Source organism: Adlercreutzia agrestimuris (assembly GCF_943193125.1).
Lineage (GTDB): Bacteria > Actinomycetota > Coriobacteriia > Coriobacteriales > Eggerthellaceae > Xiamenia > Xiamenia agrestimuris.
In genome coordinates this window covers 270,735-287,758 of record NZ_CALPCX010000003.1, presented here as the reverse complement: position 1 = coordinate 287,758, position 17,024 = coordinate 270,735, and the positions used below count along the sequence as shown (strand labels likewise).

The following is a 17,024-nucleotide window of genomic DNA, read 5'->3' as shown; positions in this document are numbered from 1 at the left end:
GACATGGCTCAGCTGGTAGAGCATCACCTTGCCAAGGTGAGGGTCGCGGGTTCGAATCCCGTTGTCCGCTCCATTGACATTAAAAGGCCGGTCAGGCGGTTGTTTGACCGGCCTTATTAATGAAGCGATTTTGTGGCGACGTGGCCAAGCGGTAAGGCAGAGGCCTGCAAAGCCTTTATCCCCGGTTCGATTCCGGGCGTCGCCTCCATTCGCTATCTCTGCAAGAGAGACATATGCGGACATGGCTCAGCTGGTAGAGCATCACCTTGCCAAGGTGAGGGTCGCGGGTTCGAATCCCGTTGTCCGCTCCATTGATTCTTAAAGCCGGTCTTATGATCGGCTTTGTTGCTTTAAGGGGTCAACCATGGTTGCAATAGCCATAAGCGCTTGTCTTTTGGGCGAGCCGTGTCGCTGGGATGGTCAAGCTAAGCCATCGTCTCTTGCGTTGAGTTTTATACAGGCACCTGAGGTGTCGGTGATTCCCTTTTGTCCTGAAGTCTTAGGTGGGTTATCAACGCCGCGTGACCCTTCTGAACTTGTCAGAAGCGATATGTCGGTTTGCGCTATGACGCGTGCGGGCGCTCATGTAACCGATGCCTTTCGTATGGGAGCAAAACAGGCACTTGCGCAACTGAAGGCAAACAACGTTGTTCTTGTGATAGCTAAGGAAGGTAGTCCTTCGTGTGGATCATCACGCATATATGATGGTTCTTTTACTGGGCAAATGATTGAGGGCGAGGGTATGTCCACGCAATTGTTTCGCCAGAATGGTATGGTTGTTGTAAGCGAAGAGCGCATAATGGATCTTTTTAGCGAGTATTGTGCAAAGCATGCCGATGAGTGCAGTGATGTTGCGTGTGGTTGGGATGCTGAGGACTTTGCGTTGTGGGTTCAAAAGAACGCAACAATTAACTAAACTTAACAACGGTAAATGTGCGAAAAGACGCAAGCTACGAGAAAAGATATATTTGAGTTAGAGAAGGGACAGCATGCAAACATATGTGGCACATTATCAGTCGCCGGCAGCATCAGATGCGCGCGGTTTAGGACTCTTTGAGTTTGAGAGCGATGCTCGCGCTGGCTCAAAAGCCAACATTCATGACGCGCGATTAAAGATGCTTGAACTGTTTGGTAAAGATGCTGTTTCGTGGTCTATTGTAAAGGTGGAAAAGAAGAAGGCATCACAGGCTGAAGTTGATGGTCAAATGATGCTTGATTTTCGTCCACCAAAACCCGAACGTAAACGTGCGGTACGCAAAGAATATTGGTAGGTCATTATGAAGAAACAAGAAGTTAAGTTTTTAAAGAAACTCTTAGAGACACCCTCGGCAACAGGAAGCGAAGAGGGAGTAGCAGAGCTTGTACGCGATCGCCTGGCTTTAGTGGCAACAGAAATTCAAACTGACGTTATGGGTTCTGTGCATGCTCGATTACAAGGCAAGACACAAGGACCTTCCCTTATGTTGTCAGCGCATATGGACGAAATAGGTCTTATGGTTACCTATATTTCAGATGACGGCTTTTTATCGGTAGCGGCGGTTGGTGGTGTAGACGCTGCAATTTTGCCAGGAATGCGCGTTGATGTGCATGCATCACAGTCAGAAGAACCACTTCGCGGAGTTGTAGGAAGAAAACCTATTCATCTCATTAAAGCTGATGAGCGTACTACGGTAACCCCGCTCGATCAATTGGTGATTGATTTGGGTATGAAGCCTAAGCTGGTGAAAAAACTCGTTTCTGTTGGCGACGTGATAACTTTTGCCGTTGGCTTCGAGCGCTTTGGTGACAATATGGCCGTGTCTCGAGCTTTTGATGATAAATGTGGCGTGTGGATTATTTCTCGCGTTCTTGAAAAGCTTGCAGAGGCAGGGGGAGCGCCAGGTGATTTCATTGCAGCATGTACGGTTCAAGAAGAAATTGGCGTTCGAGGAGCTACGACGTCGGGATATAGTGTCAATCCGGATGTTGCAATTGCCTTTGATGTGACACATGCAACTGATTATCCGGGAATTTCGCAATCAAAATATGGAAAAATTTGTTGCGGACAAGGTCCGGTTATTGCACGTGGTCCAAATATTAATCACGAAGTATTTGCTCGCTTAGTTGCTGCAGCTGAGGCTGAAGGAATTCCTTATCAAATTGAAGCTGAGCCTTCAGTGACAGGAACCGACGCACGTGCGCTTCAAGTATCACGCGGTGGTATTCCAACCGGTTTAGTGTCTGTCCCGCTTCGTTATATGCATACACCAACTGAAGTTGTGTCTTTGAAGGATTTAGATGCAACGGTTAAGTTGCTCGTTCGTTTTGCGCAGGATTTAGACGAAGATGCATGTTTCGTTCCGGGCGTTTCTTAATCATGATGCTGCGATAAGGATGTTTGGTTATGAAGCGTTCTCAAGAATCAATTGCTCAGAACAAAAAAGCATTTCACGAATATGAAATTTTAGAAACCTTTGAAACAGGTATCGTTCTTACTGGTACTGAGGTGCGCTCTCTGCGTGAAAATCACTGTCAGATGACGGATTGCTTTGCGCTGATTCGTGATGGGGAAGTATGGCTTAACAATGTACATATTGCGCCTTATTCACATGGCAATATTGCAAATCCTGATCCCGATAGAAAACGCAAGTTGCTCTTGCACAAGCGTCAAATTCGCAAACTTGCTGAGCAAGTGAAGGAAAAAGGTTATGCGCTTGTGCCACTTAAGATGTATTTCAATGAGGATGGTCGCGTGAAGGTGGAAATTGCCTTGGCGCGTGGCAAAAAGCTCTACGACAAGCGTGCGTCCATGGCGGCTCGAGATTCAAAACGCGAAGTTGAGCGTGCGCTTAAAGAGCGGAGCCGATAAAGAATAATTGAAACATGAGTGAAATGGTGGAGGCGCGGAGAATCGAACTCCGGTCCATACTATATTCTCCTTGAGGCACCTACAAGCTTAGTTTATGGTCAAAGTTTAAGAACGGTTTAGTCCACAAACAAACAAAACCTTTCCGAGTCAGTTCAATCTTTATCTAAACCATACTGGCTACGTGTTTAGATGCATTCCCCTCAGATGACACCGCGCTTGGGTCGGGGACTTCCCAAGGTTGGCGGCCAGGTGCAATTAAGCAGCCATGGCGAGCGCCGGAGCGCTCTGAGTGTTATTTTTGCCAATTAAATTGACTTTACCCCTGTTTAACGTGGCGAGGAGACCACGACCTGCTCCTCAATTCAAACATACCATGTCGAAACCAGTCGCCCCCATGTAAATACAACTATGGGATATACGCACAAAGCGTACCCATTAGAAACGCTGATCCACCATTTTCAAGGTTCTTTGCCAAAAAAGGCAGGAGGTCATACTAACAGCCTGCCTTTACTCATGCAAGTAATACTGCATCAATTAAGCAATAAATGCTATTTCTTCTTCAAGAAAGAAAAGTCAAGTGCGCCTTTGATGTCATCAAAGGCATCTTTAAGCTCGGCTGCTACTGCAACGCCATCCTTGTAAATAGCATTCATGTCAGAAGTTGCTGCAGCTACTCCTTCTTTTGTGATGCCGAGATCAAACTCGTCGTCATCGTCATCGTCATCGTCATCAAAGACTTCATCTTCGTCTTCAACGTAGTAGTATTCAACTTCTTCGCCATCTTCAAGCAGGACAAAACCAATCTCTTCGTCATCATCGTTGACGATATAGCGAACAACGTCATCATCGTTGAGCTCAATCTCAACAACTTCAAACCCGTAATCATTGTCTGAAGGCTCAACAAGGGTTACTTCTTCAGAATCTTCGGCAAGGTAGTCTACGTCATAATCATCTAAAGTGCCTTCATTGGGAAGGTCATCCATTGAAGTGTCGTCACCATCAGGATCAATGATGTGATATCCCTCTTCTGAGAGAAACATTCCAGTTTCATCTGTAATGGTTTCTTCAACCAAGCTTGGAGCAGTAGGATCTACGTCTTCGCCATCATAGCCAGAGTTAGATTCAAAGGTTCGATAGGCATGTTCTAGATCTGTGGTGAGGTCTGTAGGATCCATAACCTCGTCATCTAAAAAGGATTCAACGTCTTCAATTTCGGTTTCTTCATCAATTTGCTCAGCGTCGGTTTCTGCCCCAGATTCGAGGTCTGTTAACTCATCTTCTAGGCTCATAGGTAGCCTCCTTTGTTGATTCTATGGCGCGAAACACATCGCTTCTTGTATTGCTAGTAATCATCATAGATCACTTCTTTTATAGATGAGGTTACAGGTTGTCTAAAGTTATCCTATGAACGGTTGAGGAGCAGAAGTTGCGTGATTTCGGTCGATATTCTGTCAGATTTATCGTGAAAATTAAAAACATTTGTTACCATTTAGGACACCTATCTTTATTGTGGTTAATGGACCGTTTTTTGAACGAACCATAATTGATGCATTGAAAAGACGATTCGTTTTTTGAGAGAGAACATGGCAAAAAAGAAGAACCAAACGTCACGCGGTCGTCATGCGGCTGGCGTGTCTTCAGATAAGGCAAAAAAGAATAGTACTGTAGGAGCAGATCTTCCGGCGAAGGCAACTGATGAAACTACTAAAATTGATCAAGTAACCTCTCCTGCAGAAACAAAGGAAGCTTCTGATACTCAGACTTCGGCGTCAGCTGAACCTATACGTGAAGGCGCATTTACGCCAGCACTGAATACGCCTGTGAGACAAATTGACATGACGAATGCTAAGCGTCATGGAAGAAAACATGGCGCTGCAAAAATTCTGGCAATCACTGCAGGTGTATTGCTCATACTGGCTATTGCTGCATATTCTGGAGTGGCTCTTTATTTCACCGATAGGTTTATGCCTCAATCAAAAATTGGCAATTTAGATGTCTCACTTATGACTGCCGATGAGGCTCAAGATGCTATTGAGCAGTCCATCGCAGGTTATGAGTTGTCAATAGTTGGTGATGGATTTGATTTGGATCTTACTGCTTCAGATGCAGGCTTAGCTATTGATGCTGAGGCGGTAGTTCGTGCGGCGCTTTCTCACGAAAATCCTTGGGATTGGCCAAATGAGCTACAGAAACCCCATGATGAAACCGGCGCACTTGTTACCACCTATAACAACTCTGGCTTGGGTGATGTTATTCGTGCAGCCGTAGAAGAATATAATGCAAATGCCACACAGCCAACAAACGCAACTATTGGCTATGATGCTACTACTCATTCCTTTGTAGTGCGAGCTGAAAAACCTGGTACGGCGCTTAATCCGGATGCTGTAATTCGTGCGGCAGACGAAGCAATTATTGCGCTCTCTTCTCAGGCAAAACTGACCGATGCGGATCTTTTGCAGCCTGAAGTCACTTCAACGGACCAGCGCTTGGCAGATGCGGCCTCTCAAGCAAATAAGATGATTACGGCTAACCTTGTGTTGGATATGGATGGTATTGACGTAGGAGAGATCAATGCTGATTTACTATCGCAGTGGATCACCATTGATGAAAATCTACAGGCAACACTTGATACCGAAAAGCTCACTGAATGGGTGGATAATCTGGTAAAGGACTGTTCAACGGTAGGTACGCAACGCACCTATAAGCGTCCCGATGGTAAAGAATGCACCGTTGATGGCGGTATTTATGGTTGGGAAGTTGATGGTGAAGCACTTCAGACAATGGTGCGAGATGCGGTAGATGGCGGAGCTGTCCAAACGATATCAGTCCCTACGCTTTCTGAGGGAGATGCATATACCGCTCCCGGTGAGCAAGATTGGGGCAAGCGTTACCTTGATATTGACCTAACAGAACAATACGTTCGCCTTTATGATGATAAGGGTGAATTGGTCTGGGAGTCTGATTGCGTTTCTGGTGAACCTGATGGTGAGCATGATACTTCAACAGGTGTCTTTTGGCTCAACCGAAAGGCAAGCCCCTCAAAACTCATTGGTTATGAGGGTGATAAGCGTATTTATGAAACCGAAGTAAGATACTGGATGCCTTTTGACGGAAATGCTATTGGCTTGCATGATGCAGATTGGCAAAGCGAATTTGGCGGTGAGCGTTTCAAGGAAGGCTTTGGCAGTCATGGGTGCGTCAATTTGCCTGTTGACAAAGCAAAAGAGCTTTATGATCTGATTGAGGAAGGCGACGTAGTCGTCAGCCACTGGTAAACCAGGGAAGTAATGGTCGGTTACAGGCAGGTTGTTGGTAAGTGCGTTACAGACGTATGAGTTTGTGCGTTCAGATGAAAACCTATATTAACGTTAAGTCTGCAAAGCTGGCATTGATAAGCTGGAAAAGATCAGAGGGTGCCATTTCAAGCTGGCATCCCAATCGTCCTCCTGAAAACGTTATCGTGTCATAGAGCTGGGCTGTTTCGTCTATGTATGTGTCAAATGCTTTGTTCATTCCAATAGGCGAACAACCTCCGTGAATGTAACCAGTTAATGGCAGCAATTCTTTAGACTTAATCATAGCAATGGATTTTTCGCCACATGCCTGCGCTGCTTTTTTAAGATCAAGTTCGCATTCGACAGGGATCATAAAAACATAGTGCTGACCAGTTTTACCTTGTGTTACAAGCGTCTTGAATACTTTATCGGGGTCAAGCTCTAAAAGATGAGCCACTTCTGTGCCTGATAACGCTTCAGGGCATTCAAAATAGCGAACGATACAAGGTAGACCCGAAGCTTCTACTTCGCGGATTGCATTAGTTTTTTTCTCAGCGTGTGACTTTGACATAATGAATACGCTCTATTCTCTTTGGTGTAAACACGATGTGATGTCATTAGAGGATTCGTTCACGGTTGCTATGCTAGGTTATACTAACAACATGATAAGAGACAACAACATTTCAAGCTGTGCACCAATTGGCATCTTTGATTCAGGCTTTGGTGGTATTACAGTAGCGCGCGCAATCGCAAAAGCGCTTCCTCATGAATCAATTGTCTATGTCGGTGATTCTGCGCGCTGTCCATATGGACCTCGAGAATTATCTGAGGTAGACGGATTTGTGCAGCAAATCGGGAGTTGGCTTGTTGAGCGCGGTGTTAAGATGCTGGTAATTGCTTGCAACACTGCCACTGCTGCAGGTTTGGTACATGCGCAGCAAACGTTTTCGGTGCCGGTTATTGGAGTGGTTGAGCCAGGTGCACGAGCAGCGGCTCAGACTACAAAGAATAAGCGCGTAGGTGTTATTGCTACGAAGGCGACGGTTGAATCAAACGCTTATACTGACGCTATTCGACATATTGATGCAGGAATCACTGTTTTTTCTACCGCTACGCCGCGCTTTGTGGAAATTGCTGAGCAAGGTATCCGTATGGCTGAAGGTCCTATTGAAGATTACACCTCACTTGCCTCTAAGGTGTATGTTCGCCCAGCTTTTCAGGAAATTGCACGAGAGTATCTTGAGCCGCTGCGAAGATGCGATATTGATACTCTTGTACTTGGATGTACGCACTTTCCCCTGTTGAAAGCATTAATTGGCAGTGTCATTGGGAGAGAAGTTACCTTGATTTCTTCCGCTGCAGAGGCGGCTAAAGATGTAGCAGAAATCCTCAGAAGGCAAAATGCGCTCGCCCCTGAAACCGCGGTTCCATCCTATGACTTTTTTACAACAGGAGAAAATGTTGAAGAGTTTAAATCGTTTGGAAGCCGAGCCTTTCGACAACCTATTGAGCATGCCTGGTCGATTAGTTTTGACGAGTGATTCATAGATAATGAATGTTTGCAACCTTGGGTAAAAAAGTAGATTGAGAGTAATTATGCCAACGATAGTTATCGCAAGTAACAACAAGCATAAGGTCACTGAAATATGTCAGATTCTTGATTTTGATGGCTGGGAGTTTAAGACCCTTGAGGAGATGGGTATTACCTCAGATCCAGAAGAAGACGCTGACTCATTTGAGGGTAATGCGCGCATTAAAGCTCAAGCGGTAAAAGCGCTATGTCCTCAATGCGCTGTTTTGGCTGATGATTCTGGTTTAGTAGTCGATGCTTTGGATGGACGGCCGGGTGTGTATTCATCTCGTTTTGCAGGCGAAAATTCAACCGACGCGCAAAACAATGCTTTGCTTTTGTCGGAATTAGAAGGAGTAGAAGAGCAAGAGCGCACTGCCCGTTTTGTCTGCACAATCGTATTTTATGATGAAACAGGTCATGAATATGTAGCGCAGGGAAGCGTTGAAGGGCTTATAGGATATAAAGAATGTGGAGAAGGTGGATTTGGATATGATCCGCTTTTTTACCCCGATGTGTTTAATCACGAATGTACGTTGGCGCAGGTGGCTCCTGAAGACAAGAACAGCGTTTCACACAGGGGCAATGCTCTGAGAAAACTCAAAGAAATGGTACAAAAGAGCCAAGCTTAATGACAATTATCGAATATTCCAAAGATTTTTCTACGATTTCAAAAACTTAGGCTATAATGCCTAAAGCACTGCGGGTGTAGTTCAATGGTAGAACTCGAGCCTTCCAAGCTCGCCACGCGGGTTCGATTCCCGTCACCCGCTCCATTCTTCTACGTCGGGGCGTGGCGCAGCCTGGTAGCGCGCCTGCTTTGGGAGCAGGATGTCGCAGGTTCGAATCCTGTCGCCCCGACCATTTTTTAACAGTAGTTCTCTTTAATCCATGCAATAATATCGTCTGATTCGTAGAGTGCTTTGCCCTGATGTACGAGGCAGGGCACTTGTGCTTTTCCACCCAGTGTGATGAGCTTCTCACGGTTGTCGCCCTCAAGGATGTTAGCCAGCTTGATGTTCAGTTTGTTATTTTCTAAATACGAAATGACCTTATGACAAAACGGGCAGGTTGGCTTGTAATAAAGCACAGCGTTTTCGATTGTTTTCATGCGAACTCCTTTTGTTTACTATCAACAAGAAAAAACTGAGATCGGAATATCTCTTTTAGGTTTGTTGCAAGAAGGACTTATGCCCAAAGCTTGAACACACAAACGTAGTTTATGTAGTTTGCTATTTTGTTTGAAGGATTGCCGCGCGATTGTCCCCTGATTGTTTTTTGAGAACACAAAAGATGAAGATAAAAGGGATGAGACAAAAGACTTTGGACCTGATGGTTAGAGTGGTGCGCCCAGTAGGATTCGAACCTACAACCTACGGATTAGAAGTCCGTTGCTCTATCCGTTGAGCCATGGGCGCACAACGAAGTTGATTATAGCGCAACATAATCAGCATGACAGATAAGTCTGTTTGAAAGTTAGTAAAAGCAATAATTTGCTCCATTTATGCCTATAAAACCTTATAAAAAAGCCATCTATGAGGAAATGCATTATTTTTAACAATTATGCAACTTGTTACATATGACATTAAAATAGTGACGCTTAAAATCCCCCGTCAAACGCGAAAAATGAGTTGATATTTTGGCTAAAGATGGGGTGGTTTGCTTCACTAAAGTTATGTTGAATATATGAAGCGGGAAATGGAAGATGATCAAAATACAAGGAAATGGCTGGTGCTATAAAAGCGATAAGAGATTGTTGCTATTTTGTGGTTGCTTTTTGGTTGGGTTCATGCGAACTTTTATCTATGCGTTTTTGCCAGGTGCGCAACGGTGAACACGCAATTTGTTTTTTGGAAAATGCATAAAATGCATGTGATTTTAAGGAGGGTTGCTTATGGCTGGCGTGAACGTCAAGAGCGAGATCAAGCCTCTTAAGAAGGTCTTGCTCCACCGCCCCGGCGACGAGCTTTTAAACCTCACCCCCGACACGCTTGAAGAATTGCTCTTCGATGACATTCCATTTTTGCGTGTCGCTCAGGCAGAGCATGATCGCTTCGCCGAGATTCTTCGCTCTGAGGGCGTGGAAGTGGTTTATCTTGAGGACCTCGTAGCGGAAGTCGTAGCTTCATCTAAAGATCTGCGTGAACAGTTTGTTTATCAGTGGATCGAAGAAGCTGGTATTCGTACCGAGCGTTACAAGAAGATCATCCATGACTACTTGGAAGAGAACTATCCCGATCCTAAAGAGTTGGTCTTAAAGACCATGGCTGGCATCAATCTTCAAGAGCTGCATGTCAACAAATCTGACTCTTTGGTTGATTTGGTATCTGATACGTGCAAATTGGTGTGCGCACCGATGCCGAACCTCTACTTTACTCGTGACCCGTTTGCAATGATTGGTAACGGCGTTTCTTTGAACCATATGTATTCAGAGACACGTAACCGCGAGACCATCTATGGCGAGTACGTATTTAAGTATCATCCTGATTACAAAGATGTGCCGCTGTACTACAGCCGCTACAACACCTTCCACATTGAGGGTGGCGACATCTTAAACATCAATGATAAGGTCTTAGCTGTCGGCATTTCTCAGCGCACCGAGCCCGATGCAATTGACCAACTTGCACACAACGTGTTCAACGATCCGACCTCAACTATTGAGACGATCCTTGCATTCAACATCCCGAACTCTCGTGCATTCATGCACCTGGACACGGTATTTACCCAAATTGATACCGATAAGTTCACCGTGCATCCTGGCATCATGGGCCCGCTGACGGTCTTTGAAGTTACCTCTGATGGTAACCAAGGCTTGAAGGTTCGCGAGCGCAATGAGCCGCTTGAGCACATCTTGGAAGAGTATGTGGGTTGCCCCGTTGAGCTCATTCCTTGCGGTGGCGGCGATCGTATTGCTGCTGCTCGTGAGCAGTGGAACGACGGTTCTAACACCCTGTGCTTGCGTCCTGGCACCATCGTTGTGTATGAGCGCAACGACGTTACCAACGAAGTACTTCGTGAGAAGGGTCTCAACGTACTTGAGATGCCTTCAGCTGAACTCTCACGCGGTCGTGGTGGCCCACGCTGCATGAGCATGCCGATCTGGCGTGAGGACTAATCTTAGTTCTGAAACCCAGATTGCATGATTTACGTCTTTGGCAGTTGGTTGTAGCAATACCGTTACAACCAACTGTTAAGAGGCGGGCGATAACTTGGCGTCGTCCGTCGATTTTTTGTTGATAAACAAAAAGAAAGGAATACACAATGCCTGTAAATTTGAGTGGTCGCTCATTCCTGCGTCTTCTTGACTTCTCTACTGAGGAGATCGAGTATCTGTTGAAGCTTTCTCGTAACTTCAAGGATTTGAAGCGTACCGGCACCCCGCATCGTTATCTTGAGGGCAAGAACATCGTTCTGCTTTTCCAAAAGACTTCTACTCGTACCCGTTGCGCATTTGAGGTTGGCGCTATGGACCTCGGTATGGGCGTAACCTATCTTGATCCGGGCAGCTCACAAATGGGCAAGAAGGAATCTATTGAGGATACCGCTCGTGTACTCGGCCGTTTCTATGACGGTATTGAGTTCCGTGGCTTTGACCAGGCTGACGTAGAGGATCTTGCTGCTAACGCTGGCGTTCCGGTATGGAATGGCTTGACCGACGCATGGCATCCGACTCAGATGCTTGCTGACATCCTGACTGTTCAGGAGAACTTCAACTATGACATCAAGGGTAAGACCTTGGTATTCATGGGCGATGCAAAGAACAATGTTGCTCGTTCTTTGATGGTTGTTTGCGCTAAGCTCGGCATGAACTTCGTGGCTTGTGGCCCGAAGGAGTGCTTCCCGGATCCTGAGCTCGTTAAGACCTGCGAAGAGATCGCAAAAGAGAACGGCTGCACGATCACCCTTACCGATGACGCTGTTAAGGGCTGCACTGGCGCTGACGTTATCTACACCGACGTTTGGGTATCAATGGGTGAGCCTGACGAGGTTTGGGCAGAGCGCATTAAGCAACTCGAGGCTTATCGCGTAACCGAGAAGCTCATGGGTGTTGCTAACAAGGACGCAATCTTCCTGCACTGCCTGCCGGCATTCCATGACACCAACACCACCATTGGTGCTGACATCGCTAAGCGCTTTGGCGTATCTGAGATGGAAGTTGAGGACTCAGTATTCGAGTCTAAGGCCTCTAAGGTCTTTGATGAGGCTGAGAACCGCATGCACACCATTAAAGCTGTTATGTACGCAACCCTCCAATAATTATTGAAAGGTTCGGTGAACTAAATGGGTTACAAGAAGGGATCTGGTCCTTCCGTAGTAATCGCTTTGGGCGGCAACGCACTGGGCAACACCCCTCAAGAACAGCTTGAGTTGGTAAAGAATACCGCTAAGCACATTGTCGACATGGTAGAAGACGGCGTTAACGTTGTTGTATCACACGGCAATGGTCCTCAAGTTGGCATGATCAACAATGCATTTGCATATGCTGCTGCCAACGACGGCAAGACCCCGGAGATGCCTTTCCCCGAGGCCGGTGCTATGAGCCAGGGATACATTGGTTATCAATTGTCTCAGGCTATTTTGAACGACCTTCGCGAGCGTAACATTGACCGTTCTACGGCTTGCATCGTTACGCAAACGGTGGTTGATCCAGATGACCCCGCGTTCCAGAATCCGACCAAGCCGGTTGGCGCTTTCCTTTCCGAAGAAGAGGCAAAAGCCAAGGCTGACGAAACGGGCTGGACGTTTAAAGAGGATGCGGGCCGTGGCTGGCGCCAGGTCGTAGCTTCTCCGAAGCCGGTTCGCATTGTCGAGTTCGACGCCATTAAAGACCTGATGGATAACGGTTATATCGTTGTTTCAACTGGTGGCGGCGGAGTTCCGGTATTTGAGATTGACGGACACTATGAAGGTGTTCCGGCAGTTATCGACAAAGACCGTTCTTCGTCAAAATTGGCATCGGACTTTGGGGCAGACATGCTGGTCATTTTGACCGCTGTCGAAAAGGTGTGCATCAACTTTGGCAAGCCTGATCAAGAGGAACTCTCTACTATGACAGTTGCTGAAGCTCGTAAGTACATTGAAGAGGGTCAGTTTGCTCCTGGCTCAATGCTTCCGAAGGTAGAGGCTTGCATCGAGTTTGTTGAGTCTCATCCTGAGGGCAAAGCACTCATTACGTCGCTTGAGTGTGCAGCTGCTGGTCTTGAAGGCAAGACGGGTACTGTTATCACGGCATAATTGTGCTTGATTGCAAGCTCGGTTCATTCGCCAAAATGAATTAGAGCTGAATTCCTCTCCGGAGTCGCGCCACGGCTCCGGAGAGGGTGGGTACACCGCAAATGATACGGTTATGCTTCCGCCATTTGTAGGAAATTTCTCGTTCGCCAATTGTCATATACCAAGATCCTTTAATAAGGAGGGGTTGAAATGACCGAGAATGAAAAAGCAAAGTCAAGAAAGAAGCGTTCGATTTCGTCGTTTACTATCTTGCTCATCATCCTGATTGTCCTGGCAGTAATCACTGTTATTATGTCGGGCATGGGTGTTGAAGGTGTTACAGGCGCTACGATTGCCAACGTAGCTACAGCACCGGTTAAAGGCTTTACAGATGCCTTGCCTGTATGTTTGTTCGTACTTATCCTTGGCGGTTTTTTGGGCATTATCACCGAAACTGGCGCTTTGGATGCAGGTATTGCAGCTTTGGTAAGAAAACTGAAGGGTAACGAACTTGTTCTGATCCCGATTTTGATGTTTATCTTCTCAATTGGTGGTACCACGTACGGCATGTGTGAGGAAACGGTACCGTTCTATCTGCTTTTGGCAGCTACGATGGTGGCAGCTGGCTTTGATAGCTTGGTTGGCGCTGCGGTAGTTTTGCTTGGTGCAGGTTGCGGCGTTTTGGGTTCAACGGTTAATCCGTTTGCTGTTGGCGCAGCTGTTGACTCACTCTCTACTTCTGGTATTGCAATCAATCAAGGCACCATTATTGTTCTTGGTTTGATTCTGTGGCTTGTTACCCTGGCCATCTCAATCGTGTTTGTCATGCGTTACGCTAAAAAGGTAAAGGCTGACAAAGGCTCAACCATTTTGTCACTGCAAGAGCAGCAGGCAATGATGGATGAGTGGGGCATGAAAGAGTCTACCGAAGAAGAGAAATCGGGCGATTCTGCAAGTGAACCAAAGATGACTGCTCGTCAAAAGTGGTCGCTGATCGTATTTGCTCTTACGTTTGTCATCATGATCGTAAGCTTCATCCCGTGGGAAGACTTCGGAGTTGAAATCTTTAACGCCGGCGCTTCTTATGAAGAAGTTACTGCAACTGTTTCTGGTGAAGACGTTGACGCTGTTTGGGCTGACGCCGAAGGTAGCAATTTGATCCTTGATCCTGATGCTGCTATTGAGACGGTTGGAGAAGAGCAGGTAACTGAAGGATGGTCTTCATTCCTGACTGGTTTGCCATTGGGTCAGTGGTACTTTGACGAGGCTTCAACATGGTTCTTGTTGATGGCTATCATCATTGGTATTGTAGGCGGAGTTTCTGAGGCTCGATTCGTTAAAGCATTCATCAACGGCGCAGCTGACATGATGAGCGTTGTATTGATTATTGCTTTGGCTCGTTCAATCACCGTATTGATGGGTGAAACTGGTCTGGATCTCTGGATTCTTGAAAACGCAGCTAACGCACTGCAAGGTTTGTCGGCGTTCATTTTTGCGCCTCTGTCATTCTTGCTCTATGTTGTGCTTTCGTTCTTGATTCCGTCTTCATCTGGTATGGCTACGGTTTCTATGCCAATCATGGGACCGCTTGCCAACAACCTTGGTTTCTCACCAGACGTTATGATCATGATCTACAGCGCTGGTAATGGTTTGGTGAACCTCTTCACCCCGACCAGTGGTGCTATCATGGGTGGTCTTGCCTTGGCTAAGATCGAATACTCAACCTGGTTGAAGTTTGGTGCAGTGTTGTTCGTAATCTTGGGTGTGGTATGTATGGTTATCCTGACCGCAGCCATGATTTTGATACCGGGCACGGCAGCTGTATAGCGCATATAGGTTTTTTGGCGCATAACCTATAGTTGCAAAGGGAACCTTGTCTTCGGCGGGGTTCCCTTTGGTTTATTTCGGCTTATATTCGCATTATTTCGCGCGTATATGTATGAATTCCAAAAACTTTTGCATAATGATGTTACAATCGCATGCATTATTGATTTAACCGATAGAGAAAGCAGTTCAATATGCAAATTCGCGAACAACTGGAAGAGCTTGTTGATTATGCAATCAAGCAAGCATGTGAGGATGGCTCACTGTCTTTGACCGATATTCCCGAAGCTTCTCTTGAGCGTCCGCGCGATGAAGCGAATGGTGATTGGGCTAGTACAGTAGCAATGCGTTGCGCAAAGCAGGCAAAACGTAATCCCCGCGAAATTGCACAAATTATTATTGACCATTTACCTCAAAATGACGTAATTGCAGCAGTTGAGATTGCAGGTCCAGGTTTTATTAACTTCCGTCTATCAGACGCTGTTTTGCAGAGTGTGGTAAAAGATGTTCGCATCTCTCAGGAAAACTATGGCAAAGGCGAGATCCCGGAAGGGGAGCGCTATGTCAATCTAGAGTATGTTTCAGCTAACCCAACTGGTCCTCTGCATGTAGGACATGGTCGTTGGGCAGTTTTGGGAGATGCAATGGCTCGCGTAATGCGTCATGCAGGCTATGACGTTTTTGAAGAGTTCTACATTAATGACCATGGTACCCAGATGGATGTTTTTGGTAACTCGGTTGCTGTTCGCTATATGCAGCGTTTAGGTTATGACTACGAAATGCCTGAGCAATGTTATGGTGGTAGCTATGTTGGTGACATCGCCCAAGGTATCATTGATAAAGAGGGCGACAAATATGTTGAGCTTTCTGATGAAGATCGCATGAAGGCATTTCGTGAGATTGCTTATCAAGAAATGCTTGATCTGCAAAAAGATGTCCTTGGACGTCTTGGTACCACCTTTGATACCTGGTTTAGCGAGCGCAGCTTGTATGTTGAGGATCAAGACGGTGAGAGCGCAGTTTCTGTTGCGCTTAAGGCAATGGATGACAAAGGCTACGTCTATACTGAAGATGGTGCAACGTGGTTTAAGTCAAGCGCATTAGGTGACGAAAAAGACCGTGTTCTGATCAAAGCTAATGGTGAGATGACGTATTTTATGTCAGATGTAGCCTATCACTACAACAAAATGCAGCGTGGTTTTGATCATCTGATTGATCTTTGGGGCGCAGATCATCATGGATATATCAAGCGTTGCGAATGCATGCTTGAAGCATGGGGATGGCCTGGAGCTCTTGAAGTCGTGCTTGGTCAGTTGGTGAATTTGTATCGCGATGGTGTGGCTGTGCGTATGTCTAAGCGTACAGGTGAAATGGTGACACTTGAAGAGCTTATTGATGAGGTAGGAGTTGACGCAACGCGTTACACCATGCTTTCGCGTTCATCTGATCAACAAATTGATTTTGATATTGAGCAAGCTAAAAAAGAAGATAACTCTAATCCAGTTTACTATGTGCAGTATGCCCATGCACGCATCTGCTCTGTAATTAAAAAAGCTGCATCCCCTGAAGATATTGCTGCTTTTGAGGCAGGGGAGATTGACATGGATGAACTGGCAGCTCGCACTGTGCCTGAAAATGTTGATCTTGCTCCACTTACGCATGAAAGCGAATTGGCGCTTATGCGCAAAATTGACGAGTTTGGCTCACTTGTTGCACTGGCAGCACGCGATCGTGCACCATTCCGCTTAACGCATTATGCACAAGAGCTTGCTGGGTTATTCCATTCGTTCTATTCAAACTGCCATATTATGAACGAACCTGAACCCATCAAGGAAGCGCGTCTTGCTTTGGCTGACGCTACGCGTATCATGCTTGCATTAACGTTATCGCTTTTGGGTGTAAGTGCACCTGAAAAGATGTAAAAGCTTGAGGGTTAATTAATAGTTCTCGTATGGCGCATCTTTGGATGCGCCATATTTGTATTTGAAGCTTTAAGCAATAAAAAAAGGCCTAACGACCTTTGATGTAAAAAATGGTGCTCCGTGAAGGACTCGAACCTTCGACCTTGGGATTAAGAGTCCCCTGCTCTACCAACTAAGCTAACGGAGCATATGTAATAATGCTTACGCAACGATCAAATATTGTATTGCAACACCTTAAACCGTGCAAGCATTTTTTCAAAAATGCGATGGGGTGGATGATCGGACTCGAACCGACGACCTCCAGAGCCACAATCTGGCGTTCTAGCCAACTGAACTACACCCACCAAGACGCAAGGCAAAAGTATACGATT

At 46.1% G+C, this 17,024-nt stretch carries 15 protein-coding genes, 7 tRNA genes and 1 other RNA gene; 16 read left to right on the top strand and 7 right to left on the bottom strand.

Features of this window, described 5'->3' with window-relative positions; genetic code table 11:
• The first annotated feature begins 134 nt into the window (after positions 1–134).
• From NFR28_RS06885 to smpB, 6 genes are all read left to right on the top strand, one after another.
• A tRNA-Cys gene (locus NFR28_RS06885) sits at positions 135–208 on the top strand.
• A gap of 27 nt (positions 209–235) precedes the next feature.
• Positions 236–311, top strand: a tRNA-Gly gene (locus NFR28_RS06880).
• 53 nt (positions 312–364) lie between these two features.
• Positions 365–916 carry a 2-thiouracil desulfurase family protein gene (locus NFR28_RS06875; RefSeq protein WP_251179088.1) on the top strand — a complete coding sequence of 184 codons (552 nt, stop codon included), beginning with the start codon at positions 365–367 and terminating at the stop codon, positions 914–916.
• Positions 917–989: 73 nt separating this feature from the next.
• The gene (locus NFR28_RS06870) at positions 990–1,271 is read left to right on the top strand and encodes a hypothetical protein (protein ID WP_251179087.1); all 282 of its coding nucleotides are present in this window, start codon (positions 990–992) and stop codon (positions 1,269–1,271) included.
• 6 nt (positions 1,272–1,277) lie between these two features.
• Positions 1,278–2,354, top strand: coding sequence for a M42 family metallopeptidase (locus NFR28_RS06865; RefSeq protein WP_251179086.1), 1,077 nt, complete (start codon positions 1,278–1,280; stop codon positions 2,352–2,354).
• Between the two features lie 29 nt (positions 2,355–2,383).
• Positions 2,384–2,848: an SsrA-binding protein SmpB gene (gene smpB, locus NFR28_RS06860; RefSeq protein WP_251179085.1), complete on the top strand. Its 465-nt coding sequence runs from the start codon at positions 2,384–2,386 to the stop codon at positions 2,846–2,848.
• A 24-nt stretch (positions 2,849–2,872) separates the two neighbouring features.
• Here the strand turns inward: smpB and ssrA are convergent.
• Together ssrA and NFR28_RS06850 are read right to left on the bottom strand one after the other, a co-directional pair.
• Positions 2,873–3,242, bottom strand: a transfer-messenger RNA (tmRNA) gene (gene ssrA, locus NFR28_RS06855).
• 154 nt (positions 3,243–3,396) lie between these two features.
• Complete coding sequence (locus NFR28_RS06850) at positions 3,397–4,137, bottom strand: hypothetical protein (RefSeq protein ID WP_251179084.1); 741 nt, start codon at positions 4,135–4,137, stop codon at positions 3,397–3,399.
• A 294-nt stretch (positions 4,138–4,431) separates the two neighbouring features.
• Here NFR28_RS06850 and NFR28_RS06845 point away from each other — a divergent pair, with 294 nt between their 5' ends.
• Positions 4,432–6,123 carry a L,D-transpeptidase family protein gene (locus NFR28_RS06845; RefSeq protein WP_251179083.1) on the top strand — a complete coding sequence of 564 codons (1,692 nt, stop codon included), beginning with the start codon at positions 4,432–4,434 and terminating at the stop codon, positions 6,121–6,123.
• An 82-nt stretch (positions 6,124–6,205) separates the two neighbouring features.
• Here the strand turns inward: NFR28_RS06845 and ybaK are convergent, their stop codons facing one another.
• Entirely contained in the window at positions 6,206–6,694 is a 489-nt protein-coding gene (gene ybaK, locus NFR28_RS06840; protein ID WP_251179082.1) for a Cys-tRNA(Pro) deacylase, read from the bottom strand.
• Between the two features lie 70 nt (positions 6,695–6,764).
• Here ybaK and murI point away from each other — a divergent pair, with 70 nt between their 5' ends.
• The 4 genes from murI to NFR28_RS06820 all read left to right on the top strand — a co-directional run bounded on the left by murI (position 6,765) and on the right by NFR28_RS06820 (position 8,557).
• Positions 6,765–7,664: a glutamate racemase gene (gene murI / locus NFR28_RS06835; RefSeq protein WP_251179081.1), complete on the top strand. Its 900-nt coding sequence runs from the start codon at positions 6,765–6,767 to the stop codon at positions 7,662–7,664.
• 55 nt (positions 7,665–7,719) lie between these two features.
• Positions 7,720–8,325: an RdgB/HAM1 family non-canonical purine NTP pyrophosphatase gene (gene rdgB, locus NFR28_RS06830; RefSeq protein WP_251179080.1), complete on the top strand. Its 606-nt coding sequence runs from the start codon at positions 7,720–7,722 to the stop codon at positions 8,323–8,325.
• Between the two features lie 70 nt (positions 8,326–8,395).
• Positions 8,396–8,469 (top strand) — tRNA-Gly (locus tag NFR28_RS06825).
• Between the two features lie 11 nt (positions 8,470–8,480).
• Positions 8,481–8,557: transfer RNA gene (locus tag NFR28_RS06820), tRNA-Pro, on the top strand.
• A gap of 4 nt (positions 8,558–8,561) precedes the next feature.
• On the opposite strand, the gene NFR28_RS06815 is transcribed toward NFR28_RS06820, so the two are convergent.
• The gene (locus tag NFR28_RS06815) at positions 8,562–8,804 is read right to left on the bottom strand and encodes a glutathione S-transferase N-terminal domain-containing protein (RefSeq protein ID WP_251179079.1); all 243 of its coding nucleotides are present in this window, start codon (positions 8,802–8,804) and stop codon (positions 8,562–8,564) included.
• A 231-nt stretch (positions 8,805–9,035) separates the two neighbouring features.
• A tRNA-Arg gene (locus NFR28_RS06810) sits at positions 9,036–9,111 on the bottom strand.
• Between the two features lie 476 nt (positions 9,112–9,587).
• Between NFR28_RS06810 and arcA the strand changes: the two genes are divergently transcribed.
• The 5 genes from arcA to argS all read left to right on the top strand — a co-directional run bounded on the left by arcA (position 9,588) and on the right by argS (position 16,653).
• Positions 9,588–10,808, top strand: a complete 1,221-nt coding sequence (arcA, locus tag NFR28_RS06805) for an arginine deiminase (protein ID WP_251179078.1) — start codon at positions 9,588–9,590, stop codon at positions 10,806–10,808.
• A 146-nt stretch (positions 10,809–10,954) separates the two neighbouring features.
• The gene (gene argF, locus NFR28_RS06800) at positions 10,955–11,950 is read left to right on the top strand and encodes an ornithine carbamoyltransferase (protein ID WP_251179077.1); all 996 of its coding nucleotides are present in this window, start codon (positions 10,955–10,957) and stop codon (positions 11,948–11,950) included.
• 24 nt (positions 11,951–11,974) lie between these two features.
• The gene (gene arcC / locus NFR28_RS06795; protein ID WP_251179076.1) at positions 11,975–12,928 is read left to right on the top strand and encodes a carbamate kinase; all 954 of its coding nucleotides are present in this window, start codon (positions 11,975–11,977) and stop codon (positions 12,926–12,928) included.
• 189 nt (positions 12,929–13,117) lie between these two features.
• The gene (locus NFR28_RS06790; RefSeq protein ID WP_251179075.1) at positions 13,118–14,734 is read left to right on the top strand and encodes a YfcC family protein; all 1,617 of its coding nucleotides are present in this window, start codon (positions 13,118–13,120) and stop codon (positions 14,732–14,734) included.
• A gap of 191 nt (positions 14,735–14,925) precedes the next feature.
• The gene (gene argS, locus NFR28_RS06785) at positions 14,926–16,653 is read left to right on the top strand and encodes an arginine--tRNA ligase (protein ID WP_251179074.1); all 1,728 of its coding nucleotides are present in this window, start codon (positions 14,926–14,928) and stop codon (positions 16,651–16,653) included.
• A gap of 111 nt (positions 16,654–16,764) precedes the next feature.
• On the opposite strand, the gene NFR28_RS06780 is transcribed toward argS, so the two are convergent.
• Both NFR28_RS06780 and NFR28_RS06775 read right to left on the bottom strand, forming a co-directional pair.
• Positions 16,765–16,840: transfer RNA gene (locus NFR28_RS06780), tRNA-Lys, on the bottom strand.
• An 80-nt stretch (positions 16,841–16,920) separates the two neighbouring features.
• A tRNA-His gene (locus NFR28_RS06775) sits at positions 16,921–16,997 on the bottom strand.
• Positions 16,998–17,024: the final 27 nt, after the last annotated feature.

What these genes read in the sequence shown, in the direction of transcription:
- NFR28_RS06875 (WP_251179088.1), top strand. Translation starts at nt 365, where the DNA reads ATGGTTGCAATAGCCATAAGCGCTTGTCTTTTGGGCGAGCCGTGTCGC.
- NFR28_RS06870 (WP_251179087.1), top strand. Translation starts at nt 990, where the DNA reads ATGCAAACATATGTGGCACATTATCAGTCGCCGGCAGCATCAGATGCG.
- NFR28_RS06865 (WP_251179086.1), top strand. Translation starts at nt 1,278, where the DNA reads ATGAAGAAACAAGAAGTTAAGTTTTTAAAGAAACTCTTAGAGACACCC.
- smpB (WP_251179085.1), top strand. Translation starts at nt 2,384, where the DNA reads ATGAAGCGTTCTCAAGAATCAATTGCTCAGAACAAAAAAGCATTTCAC.
- NFR28_RS06850 (WP_251179084.1), bottom strand. Translation starts at nt 4,137, where the DNA reads ATGAGCCTAGAAGATGAGTTAACAGACCTCGAATCTGGGGCAGAAACC.
- NFR28_RS06845 (WP_251179083.1), top strand. Translation starts at nt 4,432, where the DNA reads ATGGCAAAAAAGAAGAACCAAACGTCACGCGGTCGTCATGCGGCTGGC.
- ybaK (WP_251179082.1), bottom strand. Translation starts at nt 6,694, where the DNA reads ATGTCAAAGTCACACGCTGAGAAAAAAACTAATGCAATCCGCGAAGTA.
- murI (WP_251179081.1), top strand. Translation starts at nt 6,765, where the DNA reads ATGCTAGGTTATACTAACAACATGATAAGAGACAACAACATTTCAAGC.
- rdgB (WP_251179080.1), top strand. Translation starts at nt 7,720, where the DNA reads ATGCCAACGATAGTTATCGCAAGTAACAACAAGCATAAGGTCACTGAA.
- NFR28_RS06815 (WP_251179079.1), bottom strand. Translation starts at nt 8,804, where the DNA reads ATGAAAACAATCGAAAACGCTGTGCTTTATTACAAGCCAACCTGCCCG.
- arcA (WP_251179078.1), top strand. Translation starts at nt 9,588, where the DNA reads ATGGCTGGCGTGAACGTCAAGAGCGAGATCAAGCCTCTTAAGAAGGTC.
- argF (WP_251179077.1), top strand. Translation starts at nt 10,955, where the DNA reads ATGCCTGTAAATTTGAGTGGTCGCTCATTCCTGCGTCTTCTTGACTTC.
- arcC (WP_251179076.1), top strand. Translation starts at nt 11,975, where the DNA reads ATGGGTTACAAGAAGGGATCTGGTCCTTCCGTAGTAATCGCTTTGGGC.
- NFR28_RS06790 (WP_251179075.1), top strand. Translation starts at nt 13,118, where the DNA reads ATGACCGAGAATGAAAAAGCAAAGTCAAGAAAGAAGCGTTCGATTTCG.
- argS (WP_251179074.1), top strand. Translation starts at nt 14,926, where the DNA reads ATGCAAATTCGCGAACAACTGGAAGAGCTTGTTGATTATGCAATCAAG.